Below are 20,521 nucleotides of genomic sequence, written 5' to 3'. Positions count from 1 at the left end.
ACTCAAAGTAGCAATATGGACGATAATTTTTCACCAAGAGTCAAGGACGTGATTGCCTACAGCAAAGAAGAAGCGCTTAGGTTAGGACACGATTTTATAGGAACTGAACATTTAATGCTAGGTCTATTAAGAGATGGAGATGGCAAAGCCATCGATATATTGAATAACTTAACAGTAGATTTAGATCATTTGCGTCGTAAGGTTGAGATACTGAGCCCAGCAAATCCTAATACCCACATAGCAGCAAATGAAAAAAAGAATTTACATTTAACAAGGCAAGCAGAACGCGCTCTCAAAACGACGTTTCTGGAAGCTAAATTATTTCAAAGCTCATCAATTAACACGGCTCATTTATTATTGTGCATCTTGCGCAATGAGAATGATCCGACAACTAAATTACTTAACAAGCTTAAAGTTGATTATGACAGTGTTAAAGAAGAGTTTAAAACTCTATTATCACAAGAAGACGGATATACTGAAGAACCTATAGAAGGAGCATTTAGTGATGACAATGATTCTAATGATGATAATCCGGGAGAAGAAAAAGAAAACTTATTCTCTCAAAGCGGCTCCACTAAAGGCGGTAAGAAAAGTAAAACGCCTGTTTTAGACAATTTTGGACGCGATTTAACCAAAGCTGCCGAGGACGGTAAACTAGATCCTGTTGTTGGACGTGTGGAAGAAATACAACGTGTTTCTCAAATCTTAAGTCGTCGCAAAAAGAATAATCCACTTCTAATAGGAGAAGCAGGTGTAGGTAAAAGTGCTATTGCAGAAGGTCTAGCATTACGTATTGTAGAGCGTAAGGTATCTCGTATACTTTATGATAAAAGGGTAATAACATTAGATCTAGCTAGTCTGGTTGCCGGAACTAAATACAGAGGTCAGTTTGAAGAGCGCATGAAAGCTGTAATGAATGAATTAGAAAAGAATAAGGATATCATTCTTTTCATAGATGAAATTCATACAATCGTAGGTGCTGGTGGTGCCGCTGGATCACTAGATGCTAGTAATATGTTTAAGCCTGCACTAGCTCGAGGCGAAATTCAATGTATAGGAGCAACTACTCTAGACGAATATCGTAATAGTATTGAAAAAGATGGCGCTTTAGAAAGACGTTTTCAAAAAGTGATGGTAGAACCTACAAGTGTAGAGGAAACGATTACCATACTTAATAATATAAAAGAGAAATATGAAGAACACCATAATGTGTCGTATACCGATGGTGCTATTGAAGCTTGTGTAAAGCTTACAAATAGATATATGACCGATCGTTTTCTTCCAGACAAGGCTATCGACGCACTTGATGAAGCTGGTTCTCGTATTCATATTACAAATATAGAAGTACCACAACAAATTCTAGATCTTGAAAAACAACTAGAGGAAGTAAAAGAAGAGAAGACTGCGGTAGTTAAAAAACAGAAATATGAACAAGCTGCAAAGCTGCGTGATGATGAGAAAAAATTAGAAAAAGCTCTTACTGAAGCTCAAGAAACTTGGGAAGAAACATCAAAACTTCATAAAGATACTGTTACCGAAGAAAATGTAGCTGAAGTAGTAAGTATGATGACCGGTATACCAGTGAATCGTATTGCTACTAAGGAGATGAAAAAACTGTTTAATCTAGGAGATTCTATTAAAAATAGAGTAATTGGACAGGATAAAGCGGTAAAACAGGTTGTTAAAGCGATACAGCGTAACCGTGCTGGATTAAAGGATCCTAATAAACCAATCGGTTCTTTTATATTTTTAGGACAGACTGGTGTAGGTAAGACACAACTTGCAAAAGTGATAGCTAGTGAATTATTTGATTCTTCAAACTCATTGATACGTATTGACATGAGTGAATACATGGAGAAATTTGCGATATCTAGACTTATAGGTGCTCCTCCTGGATACGTTGGATATGAAGAAGGTGGACAACTTACAGAGAAAGTAAGGCGTAAACCTTATGCGGTTATACTTCTAGATGAGATTGAAAAAGCACATCCAGATGTATTCAACATGCTACTTCAAGTGTTAGATGACGGATATCTTACAGACAGTTTAGGACGCAAGATTGACTTTAGAAACACGATTATCATCATGACTTCTAATGTAGGTGCGCGTAAATTAAAGGATTTTGGATCTGGTGTTGGATTTGGTACCGCTGCTCGCAAAAGTGCTGAGGACGATAACGCACGTGGCGTTATTGAAAGTGCTTTGAAAAAGACATTTGCACCTGAGTTCTTAAATAGGATTGATGATGTAATTGTATTCAATGCATTAGAGAGAGACGATATACACAAGATAATTGATATCGAATTAGTAAAACTATTCGATCGTATTAAAGGTTTAGGCTATAACTTAACCTTGAGTGAGTCTGCAAAAGATTATATCGCAGATAAAGGTTTTGATAAACAATATGGAGCAAGACCTCTTAATCGAGCAATTCAAAAATATATTGAAGATGCTCTTGCAGAGGCTATTGTAAATAGTGAATTGCAAGAAGGTGATTCTATATTTATGGACTTAGATAAAAAGTCTAATGAGCTCAAAATTAAAATAGAAAAACCTAAAAAGTCAGATAAACCAGAAACCACTTCTGAATCTACAACAGATAATTCTATAGAATCTGAATAATTATTAAATTTCAATGTAAAAAACGTCTTAGTCATCACTAAGACGTTTTTTTTTGGCTTTAAATAATGGAGGCTTTTAGAGAATTAAAACTATCAATTATCAGTAAACTACTATTAATCAGTTAATAAAGTCATTTCATCGAATTACTAAATATGTGATACAACGCTTTTATAGAAATTCTTCTACCTACATATCTTTAGATTAATAAAAATCACAATATGAAAAGAGTTGATTTAAATTTTGGGGTATTTGAACTTCATTCTCAAATAATCATAGGTAAAATGAATGAAGGGATTCACTATGATGTTTATAAAAACAACGTATTTAATAATCTAATCGATACGTTTTACGGAACTTTAAAACCTTTCTCTTTTATCTGTATAAGAGATAAAAACTACAGTATAGATCCAATGATCCATAGATATAATTCAAAATATGAAAATTTCTGTAGTATCGCGGTTGTAGAAAGAAATCTAATGAATAAAAGCACGGTACAACTAGAAAGTATATTTTTTAAGCCTGGTAAATTCTGTAAATTCTTAAGTGTCACAGAAGCCATTTTATGGGCTAATCATCAGATCGCTTTAAAAAGACTTGAAACCGAAAAAATAAACTTACTTAACTAAAACATACTTTTCATCAACATATAGAAGCGTCTAGATTCATATTTTGATATTTCTACATGATAGCTGTTATTGCTTTTAATCGAATAAAGACAAATGGTATAATATTGATATAGAACTACAACGTTTGAGTCATAAATTTTTGCTTCTATTAAGGATTAATTAATCAATTTATTACATTTTTATTATGCGCGCATAATAAAAAACACGTAGTTTTGCACGCTTTTTAAAAGTAGAATTATGAAAACAGTTGATTTACAGTTTGGTGAATTTCAATTTTATCCTGAAGTTATTATAGGTAAAATTAAAGAAGGGATTCACTTTGACATGTCTAAAAATCAAGAACTCGTGCAAGTAGCTATAGAACACTACGGTCTAGACTTTCCACTTTCTTATATCAGTTTAAGGGAAAATGATTATAGCATTGACCCATTAGTTCATACTAATAATTCAAAATTTAAAAATTTGTGCGGTATTGCTATCGTAGAAAAAAGACTTCAAGGTAGTAGTACCGCTAGTTTAGAAAGTAAATTTTTTAAACCTGGTAAACTATTAGCTTTTCAAGATGTTGAAGAAGCAATAGTGTGGTCTAACAAAGAAGTTTCTCAGAGAGTAATTGATATCAATACTGGATTATCCCTTAATTAAAAATAACATCAGCATCAAGTTTAGTATGCTCCATCATCTGTTTAGCTTTTACTATATCATCATGCAAGACGCGATCAGTATCCAAAGTTGAAACACTCACTCTTAAACTAGATTTAAGATGTTCTAAAAAGGCAGACGTTTTTTTAGGGTGACGTTCCTCAATACCTTGTGCAGCGGCTAATAGTTCGATTGCAAGAACAGATTGAACATTTTTAATAATGCGGTTTGTTTTAGTTGCGGCATTAGCTCCCATACTTACATGATCTTCTTGCCCGTTTGAAGATACTATACTATCAACACTTGCTGGTGTAGCATATTGTTTATTCTGGCTTACGATACTTGCAGCAGTATATTGTAAAATCATCATACCACTATTTAATCCAGGATTATTTACTAAAAATGCAGGTAAGCCTCTAGTGCCACTCATTAACTGAAAGGTTCTGCGCTCACTAATGCTAGCAATTTCGGCCATGGCGATACCCAGATAATCTAAAGCTAGTGCTAACGGTTGTCCATGAAAATTTCCGCCAGAAATAATCGCTTCTGATTCTGGAAAAATATTAGGATTATCCGTCACAGAATTCACCTCAGTTAACACAGTTCGTTTTACAAATTGTAAGGTATCCCATGTTGCTCCATGCACCTGTGGTATACACCTAAAGCTATATGGATCTTGAACATTAACCTTCTCGCCTACCGCAATTTGACTATCTTCTAATAAAGAAAGTATCAAATCTGAACTGCGCAATTGTCCTGCATGTGGTCTTATAAGATGAATGCGTTTATCAAAAGGAGATAGGTTACAATCAAAAGCATCAACAGACATAGCACCAGTGACATGAGCCCAATACCATAATTTATGAGATTGGATTAAAGTATACACTGCAAAAGCTAACATAAATTGTGTACCGTTAATCAGTGCAAGTCCTTCTTTAGATTGCAGCTTTAATGGTTCCCATCCCATTTTTTCATTCAATACAGCCGCATTAATTTTTTCTCCTTTAAAGTAAACTTCTCCTTTGCCTATTAAAGGTAAGGCAAGATGTGCTAGAGGCGCAAGATCACCACTTGCACCTAGCGATCCTTGCTCGTATATCACAGGATAAATCTCATTATTAAAAAATGCAATTAAACGTTCTACTACAGCTCTACTAATTCCACTATGTCCATAACTTAAACTTTGAATTTTTAGAAACAGCATCATTCGCACGATTTCTTGTGCAACCTCATCACCGGTTCCACAAGCGTGTGACATCAAAAGATTATGCTGTAATTGCTGCAGTTCACCAGGACCTATGTGCGTATTACATAAAGATCCAAAACCTGTATTAATACCATAAGTAGCAGCAGCATCTTCACCACTGAAACGATCGTCTAAATAACTTCTGCACTTATCAATACGTTCCTTAGCATCAATCGATAAGGTTAATTTTACTGGCTGTTCTACTATATTATATAACTGTTCTAGAGTTAATAACTTAGACGATATAAGATGTTCCATTTAATAGGGCTGTTTATGGATATGCAATTATAAGTAAAGTAAAGTTAAACGAGACAGAATTCTTATTGTTGCTGCGGTTGTTGAGGTTCTGGTCTAAATAAATCTAGTATTGCAGCACCTACAAAATTTGATATAATACTTGCCTTTAACCCTTCATGGGCATAGGTTTGACTAGCTATATCACCAGCTCTACCATGCAAAAACACCCCAAATACAGCTGCCGTTAGTGCATCGTATTTTTGAGCCAGTAAGCCAGCTATTATACCAGATAGAACATCTCCACTACCTGCTGTTGCCATTCCAGGATTACCTGTATCGTTAATATAAAGATTCTTACCAGATACGGCTATAGTGTGTGCTCCTTTAAGAACTAAAATAACGTCTTTATCTATTGATAGCTTTTTAGCTTTCTCTAGACGATCATAATCATCCTTCCACTGCCCTATCAGTTTTTCTAACTCACCATCATGTGGTGTTAAAATGGAGTTTTTAGGAATTAATTTCCAATAATCAGAGTTATCAGATAGAATGTTTAACCCGTCTGCATCGATTACTACTGGTAGAGACTGTTGTGATAACGCTTTCGCGAAAGCGGAACTCACATCATCACCAGTACCTAATCCAGGACCTACACATAAAGTGATGTCTTTTATATCATGCTCAAAATCAGTAATGAAATTTTCACCTAAACTAGATATGGTCATGATTTCTGGTAAGCTACTTTGTAAAATGACATTTGCATGTGCAGGAATATATGCAGTCACTTTTCCAGCTCCCATGTTCAATGCTGCACTATTGGAAAGCACTGCAGCGCCTACTTTTCCTTTACTACCAGCCATTGTGAGCACATGCCCATAATCGCCCTTATGACTAAATTTATCGCGTGGCTTATACATGCTTTTTGCAGCATCTGGTGTAATGATTTGTGCCAGCGGTGCTGCTTTCATCATGTATTCTGGATCAAGTCCTATTTGAACAACCTCAAAAGTACCTGTAAATTTACCTGTCTGTGATAAGAAAAAACTAAGTTTAGGTGTCTCAAATGAGAACGTGTGCTGTGCCTGTATTATAGGTGTGGCTATATCTTGTGGTGTGTTTGCATACAAACCACTAGGCATATCTATCGCAAGTTTAAAGGCAGGCGTTTTATTAAGATAATGTACTAGATCTGCCATCCAGCCATCGATAGGTCTATTAATTCCAGTTCCAAATATGGCATCTATTATTATATCCTGTGGATGCAAATCAGGAAAATCTTCTTTACAAGAAAGTAAAATAGGCCAGTCTTTAGTAACCTCTTTTATTTTATCATAATGATATAAAAATTCTGGCGCACGCTTTTTACTGCAATTGGTTACATAAGTCGTGACATGATAACCATGTTGAATCATTTGTCTCGCAAGAGCTAGTCCATCACCACCATTTTTTCCTATGCCACAAAATATTTTAATGGGTACAGGTGATCCCTGCAATCGCTGGTGAATCTTATCAAATATAAGTTTTGCGATATGCCCCATTAAATCATTGCTCGAGATCTGGTTCTTATCTATGGTAGACTGATCAGCTTCTGCTAGCTGTTGTGCGCTTAGTATTTTCAATGTATTTGTTTTAACAGCTTGCAATTTAACAAATGAGTGTCTATTCTTTTAATGCTTATGGTAGTATTTCACATTTTTCTATGACTATGTTTTTTAAAATTAATAGGTTTAATCCATACATTTGCTGCACTGAAAAAAACACCTCATGAAAAATACAGCACTTACAGCAGTACACGAAGCGCTAGGCGCAAAAATGGTTCCTTTTGCAGGTTTTAATATGCCTGTACAATATGAAGGAGTTAATATTGAACACCAGACCGTACGTGATAATGTAGGTGTATTTGATGTTTCTCACATGGGCGAATTTTTGATATCTGGTCCTGAAGCTTTTAATTTAGTTCAGAAAGTATCTTCAAATGACGCGTCCAAACTTACTGTAGGTAGAGCACAATATGCATATTTACCTAACGAGACTGGTGGTATCGTTGACGACATGATTGTATATAAAATCAAAGAAGATCAATATTTACTAGTTGTTAATGCGTCTAACATAGATAAAGATTGGGCTCATATCACAAATCATAATACCATGGAAGCTGATATGAGAAATCTATCTGACGATTACTCTTTACTTGCTATACAAGGTCCTAAAGCAGTTGAGGCCATGCAGTCCTTAACACCTGTAGACTTAAGCGCTATAAAATTTTATCATTTTGAAGTGGCAGAATTTGCTGGTATAGAGAATGTCATTATTAGTGCTACTGGCTATACTGGTTCTGGTGGTTTTGAAATTTATTGTAAGAACAGTGAAGTAGAACAAATCTGGAATAAGGCATTTGAAGCAGGTGCAGACTTTGGAATTAAACCTATAGGTCTTGCTGCTCGTGATACACTGCGACTAGAAATGGGTTATTGTTTATATGGTAATGATATCGATGATACAACATCACCATATGAGGCTGGTCTAGGTTGGGTAACTAAGTTCACAAAAGAGTTTGTGAATCACGAACAATTACTAGAGCACAAAGAGAAAGGAGTTGACAGGAAGTTAATCGCTTTTGAAATGGATGAGCGTGCTATACCTCGTGGAGGTTATGAAATTAAAGATAGTAACCAACAAGACCTAGGGATTGTAACCAGTGGTACCATGTCTCCATCAATGGGAATAGGTATAGGTATGGGATATGTACCACCGATATTTGCGACACCTGGAAGCAAAATTCACATCCAAATACGCAAGAAATTAGTACCTGCTACCGTTATTAAATTACCATTTTATAAAAAGTAATTAATTGAATCGTATTCTTATTTTAGGAGGTAGTGGCTTTATAGGTAATGCACTCTACAAAGAGCTTGCACCCTATTATGATGTCCATACTACTTATAAAACAGATCACAAAGACTTTGATAAGAATCAACATTTCCACCAGCTGGATATGGAACTAGAAGATATTCATGGTCTTTTAGATTCTCTAAAGCCTAAATTTATAGTTAGTGCAGTGCGTGGTAATGTTAACTCGCAGGTACATTTGCACATGAGGCTTATAGATTGGGTTCTTAAAAACGATTCTAGAATTATATTTATGTCTAGCGCAAATGTATTTGATCGTTTTACAAATTTCCCTAGTTATGAGTATGATAAAACATTCTCTGAGAGTGTTTATGGTAGATTTAAAATAAAAATAGAGAACGCCTTATTGAGGTTGCATCCATCTAAATATGTGATTTGTAGAATCCCTATGATTTTTGGTAATAACACACCACGAGTAGATGATTTGAAACAACAGTTAGAACAAAAGGAAGCTATTGAAGTGTTTCCAAATGTAGTTATTAACGCCACTCATATTAATAAATTAACACAGCAAATTCACTATTTGATTAATAAGCGACGTCGTGGTGTTTTTCATTTAGGCAGTATGGATTTAATACATCATATTGATTTGATACGCGAGATATGTCAGGCATTAGGCTATCCACATCCATTATTAAAACAGGTATTTAATAGTAATGAGGACCGTCAATTATCTGTACTTCCTAAGGATAATATGCTGCCTAAGCATTTACAATTAACTATTGAAGAAGTTATTGAAAGCTGCGCTGTTCTTTAAGGTTTGCTTTCGCGAAAGCGGTTCTTAAAAGAATTAATCCTTAACAGTGTTTCCCAACATTTTATAAGTAAAACCGCCTAATATTAAAATAACGATTCCCATGATGGACCAAAGCCATAATTCATTATCAAATAATGAAGTCTTGCTTTGAACATTCTTCTTTGATATCTGATTCTCATTACCTACGGTGAGTGCTTTAATATTTACTGGCACATTGTTTTTAAAATTAATAATGTCATATTGAGGTTTATGAACTGATTTATTTCCATAAACAAGTTTATAGTCTGCAGACTCTGTAAATCTCGCAATCAATTCATATTTAAATCCTTTTACCTCAACAGATTTGATATCCAATGGTTGATTATCACCGTTAGAAATCACCATTTTAAATTTCTTAGCCATCGTGCTATTAAATTCAAATTCATTATCTTCTAAAGATGTTAATGTTCCTCTTTTAAATGTTGTATAATTATAGAGATATCCTTTCTCCGTTTTTACACTATCTAATAAATATTGCATACTGATAGGTCTAAAATAATCATTGCTACCATTTACATTTATCTTCATAGAACTTACCGGTACCGGATTTACTAATTCAAATTCGACCTCGCTGGACTTCATTTTTTTGTCTTGTGAAGTCTTTATTTCTTTTACTTTATAATCTATTAAAATACCATCTGTCAGTTTTTGCATAAATATATGGACAGACGTTAAGGTAGGTTGCTTATCACTCTTAACTGCGATACGATAGTACAGGTAGTTAGCGGTTGGAAACTTTAAGTTGGTATAACTGTAATTTGTAGATGTATTATCTATATCTAAAATTCTATAGTTTTCTAGAATATTAAACCATTGCTTCTGGTCGTGACTACCTTCTAAATTTACTTTCCAGTCAAAGTTTGCGTCTGCAAATAGAAGTTTAATGTCACTTATATCTGATTGTTGATTTAACTTAATAGTGTAAAAATACCCGTCATCTGTTTTAGAAGAGTTGATGATCTGACAACTATGTTCTTTTATAACTAGATGATCTTTATTAACCTTTAAATAATAAGGAACCTCAATTGTATCCATCTTTTCATTAATACCATAAATGCGTATATCTTGAAACGATGGTTGTAATTTACCAAAAACATTATCTGGTATGGTAACGCTATGCCAATCATCACTTATACCTTTAAGAGAGCGTTCATAATTATAGTTTGGTATTTGAGCAGTAGCACACCAACTTATCAGTAGTATAAAGCTAACGCACAATTTAATTTTTATATGAAACATTTTAAATATCGTTTTGGTTGTCAAATTCATCAATGAATTCCTTTGTTTCTTCAATAGATTTTTCGGAATTTGTATCGCTGGTATAGTTAATTTTATTCTTATTCTTATTGTATAAGAACGAGATAATTAGCAATAGTATCCCTAGAGAAACGAAAACAATCGTTTTTGATATAGTATTTAAATGCGCTATATCATAAAAGAATAACTTAATTAAGGTAATTGCAAATAGTGCCATTCCTCCTATTCTCAAATATGGTTTATTCTTTAAAATACCGAAACCTATTAAAAGGAAAGAATAAACACCCCATAGAATACTTAATCCTAATTTATAAGAATCTCGTGCACCTGCCAGGTCTAACCAATGAATCAACTCACTACTCACCACCCAAACTATTGTTATGTGTAAAATAACATCATAAGCAATCTTGAAGCCTTTATGAATATCATCTTTTTTAATGTAACGATATAAGGATAGTATTGAAAAACCTAGAAACGCAAAAGATATATAGCGTATTATTAGATAAAACGAACCTCTATTATAGTAGATGGACGGTTCTATATAAGCATCTCTTAGTTCACTTAATGCGTATAATCCTTGTGTTAGAAATACAACAACACTTATAATTGTCAGTACCAAGATTGAATTTTCTAGGACTATGTTTTTAATCTTTTTATAGTTTAAATACCCAATGAAACCTAAAAATAGTAGCGTATAGTTAATAACCCAAACTATTTTAAAATCCCTTAAACTATAATCATTGACGGTTACTACATAATCACTGATAGATTTATTTTCTAGTTCTGACAATGAAAACAACTGATTCCAATAAGCTTCTATTTCCAACCTAAAAGAATAGTACAAACTGAATACAAACAATATAGGAACAGCATATGACACTATCTTTAACCAAGTGCTACCTTCTTTTAATGACGATATGAAATCACCCTTACGTTGTAAGAATACTATAAAACCGATTGCAGTTGTAAATAGTATAGAAGTTAGAAAACTAGTATTTAACAATGGTGTTATTAAGTTATCCTCTAGATGGTAATAGCTATCATAATTATATGACCAGTCATGGATCAAACTTATGAAAGCAAGTGCTATCAATGGGTAAGATAGCTTTTCATAAATAGAAATATTTTTTGATGTACCCAGCCAAAACAATAATGCAGCTTGAGCTGTCCATAATAAGGTAACCCAATTACCATCTAGTTGTACTGGTATAGCAATGGATATAAATGCTAATACTAGTGCCGTTGCTAGATAGAATAACTTCTTATCACTCAATTGCTTTTTATAAATGATAGTAGCTACTATAAAATGGATCACAGCATTTCCTAAGGTAAATAGTCCTAGATAGTCCTCGCCAATTGCGTTATCATTAAGAATTGCATAACCTAATCCATAAAATATGAACGAATTCATTAAAAGCATTACGATATCAGTAGCTGCAAAACCTTCTTTCTTGACTAATTTATAAGCTAAGAAAGTCAAATAAAAAGTGAGATAAAAAAGTAGTAAGAAACTTAAAGCAAGCATAAAGTGAGAATCATTGCTATAGTCCATCACAAACCATGATAGATAAATTAACCAAGTCAATCCAAAAGCCGAATAATACAATGGTTTCCAATACTTTTTAAAGGCAATTATTAAAATCCCAATATTAATAATAGCGATATAGCTGAACAAGACTTCTACTCTACCAGAATCATTACTTAATAAAAATGGAACTGCATAGGCACCTACTAAACCTAGATGTGCTATAATCTGGCGGTTATAATTTAAAGATGCCACTATAGTAAATACCGTAAATAAAACCATCATCGCAAATGCTACCGTCTGCGGTATTAATTCATAAAAACTATAAGCAAAAAAGGTAATAAAGTAAAGAATAACAATCGCGCCACTTACCAGTACTGCGCTGTAAGACTCGTATTTCTTCTTTAACTTAATCCCAAATCCTAATAAGCCGATAGCAGATAAATAACCTAATACAATACGCGTTAAAGGACTTATTAATTCATTCTCAATTGAATATTTTGCTCCTATTCCTATCCCTATCACTAATATTAGAATTCCTATTTTATTCAATAAGTTTTCACCTATAAACTTTTCTAGATTAGATTTTCTAAATGGTGAAAGCTTCTTAGACTTTTGAGGAGTATTATGAGTTACTTTACTATTTTGATTTTTATGATGTTGAAAACTTGGTTGTGCTATTGTCGCTTCATCATGGACATTGGAATCTATCCATTCCCTATGTCCACTCACAATAGGTTCACTTTTAACCACATAATCGGTTTGATCTAATGTTGCTTTTTCTACATTATCAGATGCATCAATAGAAGATTGTAATTGATCTAGTTTATTTTTTAACTCAAATATCTCATACTTAAAAGCCTCTTGCTTTCTAGAGAGTATTCCTATTTGTTCAATCAATTGCTTGATTGTCTCTTGATGATTTGTCATAACAGAATTCTTGTAGGAGATATATTGCTAGATATCAACTGCTAATTTAATTAAAAACAGAGTGTTAGTTTATGCTTACACGACACGTGGTTTGATAATCTTAAATCAATAAATGACTAAATACTCTATTGTTTAAAAAATCATACACTCATATATCATATAAAAATAGGTCAGCTTATATAATTAAGATGACCTATTATTTTTAAAATATTACGATTAAAATAGATTTACATCATATTCCGATCATTATGGAATGTATCGATCTGTTCCCCAATTAGGTTCACGTTTTTCTAGGAAAGCCTCACGACCTTCTCGAGCTTCATCAGTCATGTAAATAAGACGTGTCATTTCACCTGCAAATACCTGCTGCCCTACCATACCATCATCTGTTGCATTCATAGCAAATTTTGCCATTTTAATTGCTATAGGAGATTTTTTAAGTATTTCTTGTCCCCAATCATAGGCTGTTTGATCCAGCTCTTCATGCGGTACTACAGCATTAACCATTCCCATGTCCATAGCCTCTTGAGCGCTATAGGTTCTTCCTAAAAAGAAAATCTCACGTGCTTTTTTCTGTCCTACCATCTTTGCTAGATAGGCACTACCATAACCAGCATCTACACTAGCCACGTCGGTATCTGTTTGTTTAAAAACACCATGCTCTTTACTAGCGATGGTCATATCACAAACTACATGTAGACTGTGTCCACCACCTACAGCCCATCCAGGTACGGCACATATCACCACCTTAGGCATAAAACGGATCATGCGTTGTACTTCTAGAATATTTAATCTACCAGTACCAGAATCATCCTTATAACCATCATGACCACGAGCATTTTGATCGCCACCACTACAAAAAGCCCATCCACCATCTTTTTTAGACGGTCCTTCACCGGTTAAAATAACCACACCTATAGATAGATCTTCTTGTGCATCATAAAATGCTTTAATCAATTCGGCAACCGTTTTAGGTCTAAAGGCGTTGCGTACCTCTGGCCTATTAAAAGCTATACGGGCAATACCGTTACTTTTTTTATAGGTGATATCTTCAAATTCTATGGCAGTTTTCCAGTTGATGGACATATATATAATTTTAGATTACAAATATAAGTCCTATCCTATTGATACCATACTCTCACCACCTCAATCATATAAACATAGCCGCCGCCCATATTCAATTTTTTGGTGTTTGTTTTCTTTTTTGTGTAGCTCATTGTGGGAACTAATAAGGTTTCTACATTAATGATTTTAAAATTGTAATTCTTACGGATCCATTCATTAACGCGCTCTAGAACCACTTCTGTTGATTCATAGTCATTTCCCGACCAAAAGCTTTTTTTAATTACTTGTGGTTCAAAATCTTTAAAGTGTATTTCGTTTGTCATATTTCATTAGTAGCAGATAGGGCATAATTGTTACGCTTTCGCGAAAGCGAGATCACTTCATCAACATTTTATATTAAAGCTTTACCGTTCCTCAACTCAAAATAACCGTTCCTGAATTTACTCTAGTATCCACCTGTTTTTCTTATCAGTTTTACTTCAAATACTACAATCATGAAAATCAAAATTTTACTCTTAATCCTGATCGTTATTTCATTTTCTTGTACAGAAGATGACGGGACCGCTACAACTATAACTTGTACAGATAATACCTACTATGCTTTAAGAAGTAGTAATATGGGAAATCCGAATGGTGTAATAGATGTAATTCAAAACACAACTTCAAATATTACCACTAGTTCGTTTACTGTAAACGGTGGAATAGGAATAAGTAACTCTTTACGCAACCATCCTAGCGCATGGGATAAAATAAATAAAAGGTTTGTATGGTTTGATCAAGAAGAAGGAGTAGATGGGTTTGTTTATGATGAGACATCTAATACCTTGAACAACTTTAGTTTACCAGCAACTGTACAGACTAATCTAGGTAGATTTACAGCACCAGTATTTTTTCAAGGCGTTTTATACGTTCTAGATTTTGATGCTAACCCAGCCGCACCTCGATTTGATATTCATATAATGAATCCTTCTAATGGTAGCATAGGTCCATCTTTAGGACAAGTGTTATTTAATCCGGGAACTTTAGTAACCGATGGCTCTTTTACGTTTGCCACTAGTACAACTAATGATGTAGACACCATTTACTTTAGAGTAGGAAATGATATTATCTATTTCAACCCTATAAGTGGGATAATAACAGATTATAGAAGTATTAATGGAATTGGAGGCTTTACCACAGGATTAGAATACAACGCCGATAAAGATGTATTCTATGCAGTGACGGATAATCAAGGAAGCATCGATTTATTAGAAATTAAAATCAATGGCGCTAATAACTATTCAGTAACCGTGTTAGAAGATAATCTAAATATCAATATGGATTCTGTAAGTATAGAATGGAAAGATTGCGGAAAGAGATTGCACATAGTTACTAATTTCCCAAGTAGTCCTTCATCTGGTGGGCAGGATATTAGTGAAATCATAGAATTTAATCTAGACGCAAGTCCATCATTTGTAACACAATCGTTTAATGGTTTCATTTTTGGATTTGTGCACAAGCAAGTTTAGAGTTATTAACCATAAGTTTTATGAGTAAATGCACTCGAATTAAAATTAAATTTATGAAAAATTTCATCCCTTTATTTACCTTTTTAATATTGTCAATTCAGTTGCAGGCGCAAACAATTAGTGCCAGTAGTCAAACGGGTGAAGCGACCATCCAAAAATCGACTCCTCAAGTTGCCAGCATCGCAACAGGTGAGCCATTTGCTTATAAAATAGATTTTCAAAATTTAAATCCAGCAAACACATTAACTATTACTGATATATTACCAGCTGGATTATGCTATACAGCTAGCGATATAACAGCAGATAATACTTTTGTAGATTTTAATGGTAATCCAGTATCAAGTTCAATTACTGGATTGATAGACACAAGTACTTTACCTGCCGTAGTATTCAGTATTCCTAGTAATATACAACGTGGTTCTTTTACCATTAATGTAACTTTCTGCGCCGGTGATACTCCAGACGGGTTTACCGCAACTAATAATATAACTGCAGATTATACGACAACGACAGGAACAGAAAATTTTGGACCTACGACTGGTATAACAAGTACCGCAAGCGCCATCAATCCTTGGGGAAAAATTTCCAAAACGCCTTTATTCCCAGCTGTAACTAATCAAAATGGAGATTTCTTTGTTCCTACTACTGGAGGAAAAGCTCAATTTAATATTATCGTAGAAAAGGATCCTAGCTATCAAGGAATTTCATTTGGTATGCTCAATCTTCAAAATCCCACTATTTCAGAAATAGTATCACCACCATGTGCTACTGCGACGTTAATAAGTGGTCCTGGAACACTTGATCCGGTAACGAACATTATTACTCTTAATAATAACCTAATAGGTTCTAATCCATTTGAGAACGTTCAGTTTATTGTAGAAGTAGATTACAGCAATTGTCCAGCATTCACAAATGGACAGATTATTTCAAATACTGTTGAATTAAATGGTACACCGATAGGTGGTACTCCTGTAACAGCTATAGCAAGTGATACGGCAACGGTAACGGCTGTTGATAATTTACCACCGCCTACTTTAGGTAGTTCAATGGTTAAGAATGTTTTTATAACTAATCCAGTGGCAGGTTGTCAAGGTGTATATGATATTTTGTATTCAAATACTGATAATAGACCTGTTGCAATGGTCGATATCATAGATAATTTACCTTTTGATATCATACCTCAAACTGTGCAAATAAGTGGTCTTATAAATAGTGCTTCTCAAAATACCAACTTTGATCTCATCCTGAATGGAAATCCTGCTATTCCTGTAGACTTAAGTACTGGCTATAATGGTGTTTTTACTCCTATAACAACAGGTAATAGTTTACAGTTGAGCGCACAGAATAATACACTTCTTTTCCCTGGTGATCAATTAAACATTTCAATCTTATTTTCAGTTGATCCCGCATTAACGATTGGTACTGTAGTTACAAATTGTTCAGATTTTCAAGGGGAAATACTACTTGAAGCTCCTGCGACAAATGTCTCTTTTTCTAATAACAGTTGCGCATCATTTACTGTAGCTGCCGAAGAAGTAAAACTATGTGCTGTTAAAAAAGTACGAAAAGCTAATACTGGTGATCCCTATCAAACCAGTATCACAAACATAGTTCCTACTGATGAACTAGAATTTGAAATATGTGTTCAGAACAACGGTAGTCTGGACTTCAATGGTGTTCTTACAGATGTTTTAGACTCTAAGTATGAATTTATTTCTGTAGATAATTCTAATATGCCTGCTGGAACTACTTTTACTCAAAGTGGTCAAAATCTGACTTGGAACTCTTTAAATTTAGTTGAAAATTGCTCCAGCTTCTTTGCTGCAAATACCTGTTTAAATACTGTAAATCAATTCTTTTGTGCTATAGTTAAAGTAAGAGTAAAGCCATTTACAGTACCAGGGAATATAGATAATGTTGCGACTATAACAGATAGTGCAAATAACTTATCTGTAACCACTGATTTTGCTAAAGTGAATGTCATAGAATCTGTAGTCATATCCTTAAAAAAACAAATATCTGACGATAATATTACCTTTCAAGATGGTCCTTTGATTTATGACCCAACATGTAATATTGATGTTTACTATAGAATGACGGTTGAGAACTTTGGGAACAAAGCGTTAAATCAATTCCAAATTATTGATGAGCTACCTGCTGCAGGTGATGTCTATTTCCCTACAGTTTTACCACGGAATAGTAGTTTCTCCATGGTAAATGTTTCATCTATTGCTCCAGATTTTAATGTGTCTTATCTCAATACCACTCCATCAAATACTACGTCTTCAAATAATTTTAATTGTAATACAGTATCCACAGGTAGTAGTAATTCTTCCAGTACTACTCAGACAGTTTTATATGAAAATAATACGATTCTTAATCCTGGGAATAGTTTCACGATCGATTTAAACGCTAGTTTTCCTTCCATTAATGCAGGAACAAATTCTATTGTATCAAACAGTGCTTACCTCGTTAATTGTGATGCAGGAACAGGTATTATAATTCCTAGTAATCTTGTTGAACTTTCCATAGACTCGCCTCTTGATCAATGTGAACCTCTTGATTTCTTGCCATATCAAACCGCAGCTGGTAATTTATTTCCATTAGCGATTGAACAAGAATTAGATACTGATCGCTTTAGCACTCTCGATAAGGAATATGGTGATATAGACAATGATGGTGACATAGATATTCTATATACAAAAATGGACAGCAGTTCTGGTTTTCCAGTTTTGTATTGGTTAGAAAATACAGCTGGTACAAATACCACTCCTGTTTTTAATATGCCGCCAGTGAATATGAATATTCAAAATGCTCTTTCCTACAGATTATACGACTGGAATAATAATGGATGTTTAGACATCGTAGTATATGGTGTTAATACATCTACTGTAGTATACTATAATGACTGTTCCGGTAATTTTAGTTTTGGGGTACAATTATTATTTGATAATATAGATTATCGATATGGTCCAGCATTACTTGCCGTAGGAGATATTAATAATGATGGATTGCCAGATATTTTGCTATCCTCGCAGAGTGTGAATTTCCCTGGAACTGTTTACTTTGAGAATAATGGTTCAACTTCTTATCCGTTTTTTAATTTAGTTAGTCCACAAAACTATACCTCATTTGGGAATGGAATAACTAACCCATTCATTCCTGAAAACAGTGGCAGCTATCCTACTCCAGAACTCTACGACGTAGATTGTGATGGCGATATAGATTTATTACTAAGTGATCCGCTATTACCTAATAGTTCTGGAGGTAGAATGTATTACCACGAAAATAATGGAGCATTTACAACAGGCACTTTCCCAAATGTCAACACAACCGGAATTGGTAATCAATTCGGGCTCAATGATACCTCATCAGGCATAAATGACTTAAGATGTGATTGGGTAGTTACTAGAATCGTGGACTATTTTTCTAATGGTTGTCCTATAGCAATAAGCTATAATCCATGTCAACGAAAATTCTTTTACTATTCTCAAGATGATTGTGGTTGCGCAATACTATCTAATGATTCATTTATCTCACAAAAAGAAACCTTAAAACTATATCCTAACCCTACGGTTAGTCAATTTTATATTCAAGGTGAGACTCTAGATGATAATCAATTTATTATTTACGACATCAACGGTAGAATAATAATGGAAGGTAATTATAATACTAATGATGGAATTGATAGCAGTAATTTTGAAACGGGAATTTACTTTGTAGCCATTAAGAATAACAATTTATGGCAATCATTAAAATTTGTGAAAAAGTAAGTTAATGTGTTACGCTTTCGCGAAAGCGTATTTCATCAAGTCAAACTAAGGTTTCATAGAATGAGAATGACATAATATGATTTTACCACGTATTTTATACCTAATAATCAATACTTTAGTAAAATGATTCAGCAATTGTAGGGGATTGATGAGTTATTAAAATCGGGATAGGCGCATCTGTCTCGATTTCTTGTTTAAGAAATTCATGTTAATCTTACACAAAACAAGTGGACGTATCGTAAATTTGTAACATGAGCGAGGAAAAAAAACCAGATTATGTTGTGTATGATGAAGAAACTGGCACTTATAATGCCGCACTTCTTCCCTATTCCAGTGGCGTTGCAGCTCCTAAAATAACAACACCTGATATCACATCATGGAAGCAAACCAATATTAATAAGGTCAACCATGAAATCAAATCCAAATTTGAACAACTTAAAGCAGAGTATGATGCCATGGTTAAAAAATTTGAGGATAATCAGTTGGTATATGGAGCAAAATTCTCTTTTGAACCTATTGTAGGTGAAATCTACCACCTATATTTAGGTAAAGACGGCAGGCATTTCCTATCTGTCATTGCACCACAAGAATGTAATTGGGATTTTGTAGGAACCTATCGCTTATCGAGTGAAAAGCTTTGGGAGCAAATCTAACTCTTTGTTTTTCGCAAATTTATACGTTCCTTAAAAGAGGATCGACTTCTCCAGTGATACATAGTCCCTATTCCAGGGATAAAGACCATTACCCAAAAAGCAATCAATTCTTTTCTTCTCCTATATGGTTTTGTCTTACGATAAAACCAAATACAACTCATCCAGAATAAAAGTATTATCAATATCATACTCTAATAGTATTATAACAAATGTAAAATTCACCTCTTAAAAGTGAATTAGACGATTATAATCTTCTCCTTTCTTAAATAATGCTAAAAAAATTAGCAATACAATCACCTAAATAACAATGTTTTATAAATTTTTTACTACTATGTTTTACAAAGTAGTGTAACATTTTAAAAAAAGTGTCGTCATATAAGCATAACAACAAAAAACAACTATTATGAAAGCGAGCGACACCTTTAAAACCATCACTGAATTAACGAATAAAAGATTCCGTCCAGACAGAACTTACAGCGATAACTGGAATGCAAAAAGACGTTACAGATTAGCATAATACATGCTATTAACTACTCTAATATTATAACCACATAAACTTACTATCATGCGTATTACTAATAGATTTATCGACTCTGATTCTGATTTCCCGATGTTATCACGTAACAGAATCACACCTAGAACAGGAAATGCTACTGACGATTGGGGAATTTCACCTTATCAAGCATAGTACTCTATATTAATTTATCATTTAGGATTTAGTTTGAATTAGC

Annotated in this window: 15 protein-coding genes; 9 read left to right on the top strand and 6 right to left on the bottom strand. The window is 33.9% G+C overall.

Annotated elements, in window-relative coordinates; translation table 11 throughout:
• Positions 1–15: 15 nt before the first annotated feature.
• The 3 genes from IL45_RS13595 to IL45_RS13585 all read left to right on the top strand — a co-directional run bounded on the left by IL45_RS13595 (position 16) and on the right by IL45_RS13585 (position 3,893).
• Positions 16–2,622 (top strand): ATP-dependent Clp protease ATP-binding subunit, encoded by a 2,607-nt coding sequence (locus IL45_RS13595; RefSeq protein ID WP_036584883.1) that lies wholly within the window; start codon positions 16–18, stop codon positions 2,620–2,622.
• 218 nt (positions 2,623–2,840) lie between these two features.
• Entirely contained in the window at positions 2,841–3,248 is a 408-nt protein-coding gene (locus tag IL45_RS13590) for a hypothetical protein (RefSeq protein ID WP_036584882.1), read from the top strand.
• A gap of 237 nt (positions 3,249–3,485) precedes the next feature.
• Positions 3,486–3,893, top strand: coding sequence for a hypothetical protein (locus IL45_RS13585; RefSeq protein ID WP_036584880.1), 408 nt, complete (start codon positions 3,486–3,488; stop codon positions 3,891–3,893).
• On the opposite strand, the gene hutH is transcribed toward IL45_RS13585, so the two are convergent.
• Positions 3,886–5,394, bottom strand: coding sequence for a histidine ammonia-lyase (hutH, locus tag IL45_RS13580; protein ID WP_036584878.1), 1,509 nt, complete (start codon positions 5,392–5,394; stop codon positions 3,886–3,888). The genes IL45_RS13585 and hutH overlap by 8 nt on opposite strands.
• A gap of 62 nt (positions 5,395–5,456) precedes the next feature.
• Positions 5,457–6,992, bottom strand: a complete 1,536-nt coding sequence (locus IL45_RS13575; protein ID WP_036585415.1) for a bifunctional ADP-dependent NAD(P)H-hydrate dehydratase/NAD(P)H-hydrate epimerase — start codon at positions 6,990–6,992, stop codon at positions 5,457–5,459.
• A gap of 145 nt (positions 6,993–7,137) precedes the next feature.
• Here IL45_RS13575 and gcvT point away from each other — a divergent pair, with 145 nt between their 5' ends.
• A complete protein-coding gene (gene gcvT / locus IL45_RS13570; RefSeq protein ID WP_036584876.1) occupies positions 7,138–8,220 on the top strand; it encodes a glycine cleavage system aminomethyltransferase GcvT in 1,083 nt (360 codons plus the stop codon).
• A gap of 4 nt (positions 8,221–8,224) precedes the next feature.
• Positions 8,225–9,040, top strand: a complete 816-nt coding sequence (locus IL45_RS13565) for a sugar nucleotide-binding protein (RefSeq protein ID WP_036584874.1) — start codon at positions 8,225–8,227, stop codon at positions 9,038–9,040.
• Between the two features lie 33 nt (positions 9,041–9,073).
• On the opposite strand, the gene IL45_RS13560 is transcribed toward IL45_RS13565, so the two are convergent.
• From IL45_RS13560 to IL45_RS13545, 4 genes are all read right to left on the bottom strand, one after another.
• On the bottom strand, positions 9,074–10,318 hold the full coding sequence (locus IL45_RS13560) for a DUF3999 family protein (protein ID WP_036585412.1): 1,245 nt from the start codon (positions 10,316–10,318) through the stop codon (positions 9,074–9,076).
• 1 nt (position 10,319) lies between these two features.
• Complete coding sequence (locus IL45_RS13555; protein ID WP_036584872.1) at positions 10,320–12,791, bottom strand: DUF2339 domain-containing protein; 2,472 nt, start codon at positions 12,789–12,791, stop codon at positions 10,320–10,322.
• A gap of 246 nt (positions 12,792–13,037) precedes the next feature.
• The gene (locus IL45_RS13550) at positions 13,038–13,877 is read right to left on the bottom strand and encodes a 1,4-dihydroxy-2-naphthoyl-CoA synthase (protein ID WP_036584870.1); all 840 of its coding nucleotides are present in this window, start codon (positions 13,875–13,877) and stop codon (positions 13,038–13,040) included.
• Between the two features lie 35 nt (positions 13,878–13,912).
• Entirely contained in the window at positions 13,913–14,179 is a 267-nt protein-coding gene (locus tag IL45_RS13545) for a hypothetical protein (RefSeq protein WP_036584868.1), read from the bottom strand.
• A gap of 171 nt (positions 14,180–14,350) precedes the next feature.
• Between IL45_RS13545 and IL45_RS13540 the strand changes: the two genes are divergently transcribed.
• The 4 genes from IL45_RS13540 to IL45_RS15350 all read left to right on the top strand — a co-directional run bounded on the left by IL45_RS13540 (position 14,351) and on the right by IL45_RS15350 (position 20,478).
• A complete protein-coding gene (locus IL45_RS13540) occupies positions 14,351–15,364 on the top strand; it encodes a hypothetical protein (RefSeq protein WP_036584866.1) in 1,014 nt (337 codons plus the stop codon).
• 53 nt (positions 15,365–15,417) lie between these two features.
• Positions 15,418–19,137: a T9SS type A sorting domain-containing protein gene (locus IL45_RS13535; protein ID WP_036584864.1), complete on the top strand. Its 3,720-nt coding sequence runs from the start codon at positions 15,418–15,420 to the stop codon at positions 19,135–19,137.
• Between the two features lie 251 nt (positions 19,138–19,388).
• Positions 19,389–19,790, top strand: coding sequence for a DUF2452 domain-containing protein (locus IL45_RS13530; RefSeq protein WP_036584862.1), 402 nt, complete (start codon positions 19,389–19,391; stop codon positions 19,788–19,790).
• A gap of 565 nt (positions 19,791–20,355) precedes the next feature.
• Positions 20,356–20,478 carry a hypothetical protein gene (locus tag IL45_RS15350; RefSeq protein WP_262496362.1) on the top strand — a complete coding sequence of 41 codons (123 nt, stop codon included), beginning with the start codon at positions 20,356–20,358 and terminating at the stop codon, positions 20,476–20,478.
• The last annotated feature ends 43 nt before the right edge of the window (positions 20,479–20,521 follow it).

Source organism: Nonlabens ulvanivorans, from assembly GCF_000732625.1.
GTDB classification, from domain to species: domain Bacteria; phylum Bacteroidota; class Bacteroidia; order Flavobacteriales; family Flavobacteriaceae; genus Nonlabens; species Nonlabens ulvanivorans.
The sequence above is the reverse complement of the archived record's forward strand: the minus strand, read 5'-3'. Positions and strand labels throughout refer to the sequence as shown.

What these genes read in the sequence shown, in the direction of transcription:
- IL45_RS13595 (WP_036584883.1), top strand. Translation starts at nt 16, where the DNA reads ATGGACGATAATTTTTCACCAAGAGTCAAGGACGTGATTGCCTACAGC.
- IL45_RS13590 (WP_036584882.1), top strand. Translation starts at nt 2,841, where the DNA reads ATGAAAAGAGTTGATTTAAATTTTGGGGTATTTGAACTTCATTCTCAA.
- IL45_RS13585 (WP_036584880.1), top strand. Translation starts at nt 3,486, where the DNA reads ATGAAAACAGTTGATTTACAGTTTGGTGAATTTCAATTTTATCCTGAA.
- hutH (WP_036584878.1), bottom strand. Translation starts at nt 5,394, where the DNA reads ATGGAACATCTTATATCGTCTAAGTTATTAACTCTAGAACAGTTATAT.
- gcvT (WP_036584876.1), top strand. Translation starts at nt 7,138, where the DNA reads ATGAAAAATACAGCACTTACAGCAGTACACGAAGCGCTAGGCGCAAAA.
- IL45_RS13560 (WP_036585412.1), bottom strand. Translation starts at nt 10,318, where the DNA reads ATGTTTCATATAAAAATTAAATTGTGCGTTAGCTTTATACTACTGATA.
- IL45_RS13555 (WP_036584872.1), bottom strand. Translation starts at nt 12,791, where the DNA reads ATGACAAATCATCAAGAGACAATCAAGCAATTGATTGAACAAATAGGA.
- IL45_RS13550 (WP_036584870.1), bottom strand. Translation starts at nt 13,877, where the DNA reads ATGTCCATCAACTGGAAAACTGCCATAGAATTTGAAGATATCACCTAT.
- IL45_RS13545 (WP_036584868.1), bottom strand. Translation starts at nt 14,179, where the DNA reads ATGACAAACGAAATACACTTTAAAGATTTTGAACCACAAGTAATTAAA.
- IL45_RS13540 (WP_036584866.1), top strand. Translation starts at nt 14,351, where the DNA reads ATGAAAATCAAAATTTTACTCTTAATCCTGATCGTTATTTCATTTTCT.
- IL45_RS13535 (WP_036584864.1), top strand. Translation starts at nt 15,418, where the DNA reads ATGAAAAATTTCATCCCTTTATTTACCTTTTTAATATTGTCAATTCAG.
- IL45_RS13530 (WP_036584862.1), top strand. Translation starts at nt 19,389, where the DNA reads ATGAGCGAGGAAAAAAAACCAGATTATGTTGTGTATGATGAAGAAACT.
- IL45_RS15350 (WP_262496362.1), top strand. Translation starts at nt 20,356, where the DNA reads ATGCGTATTACTAATAGATTTATCGACTCTGATTCTGATTTCCCGATG.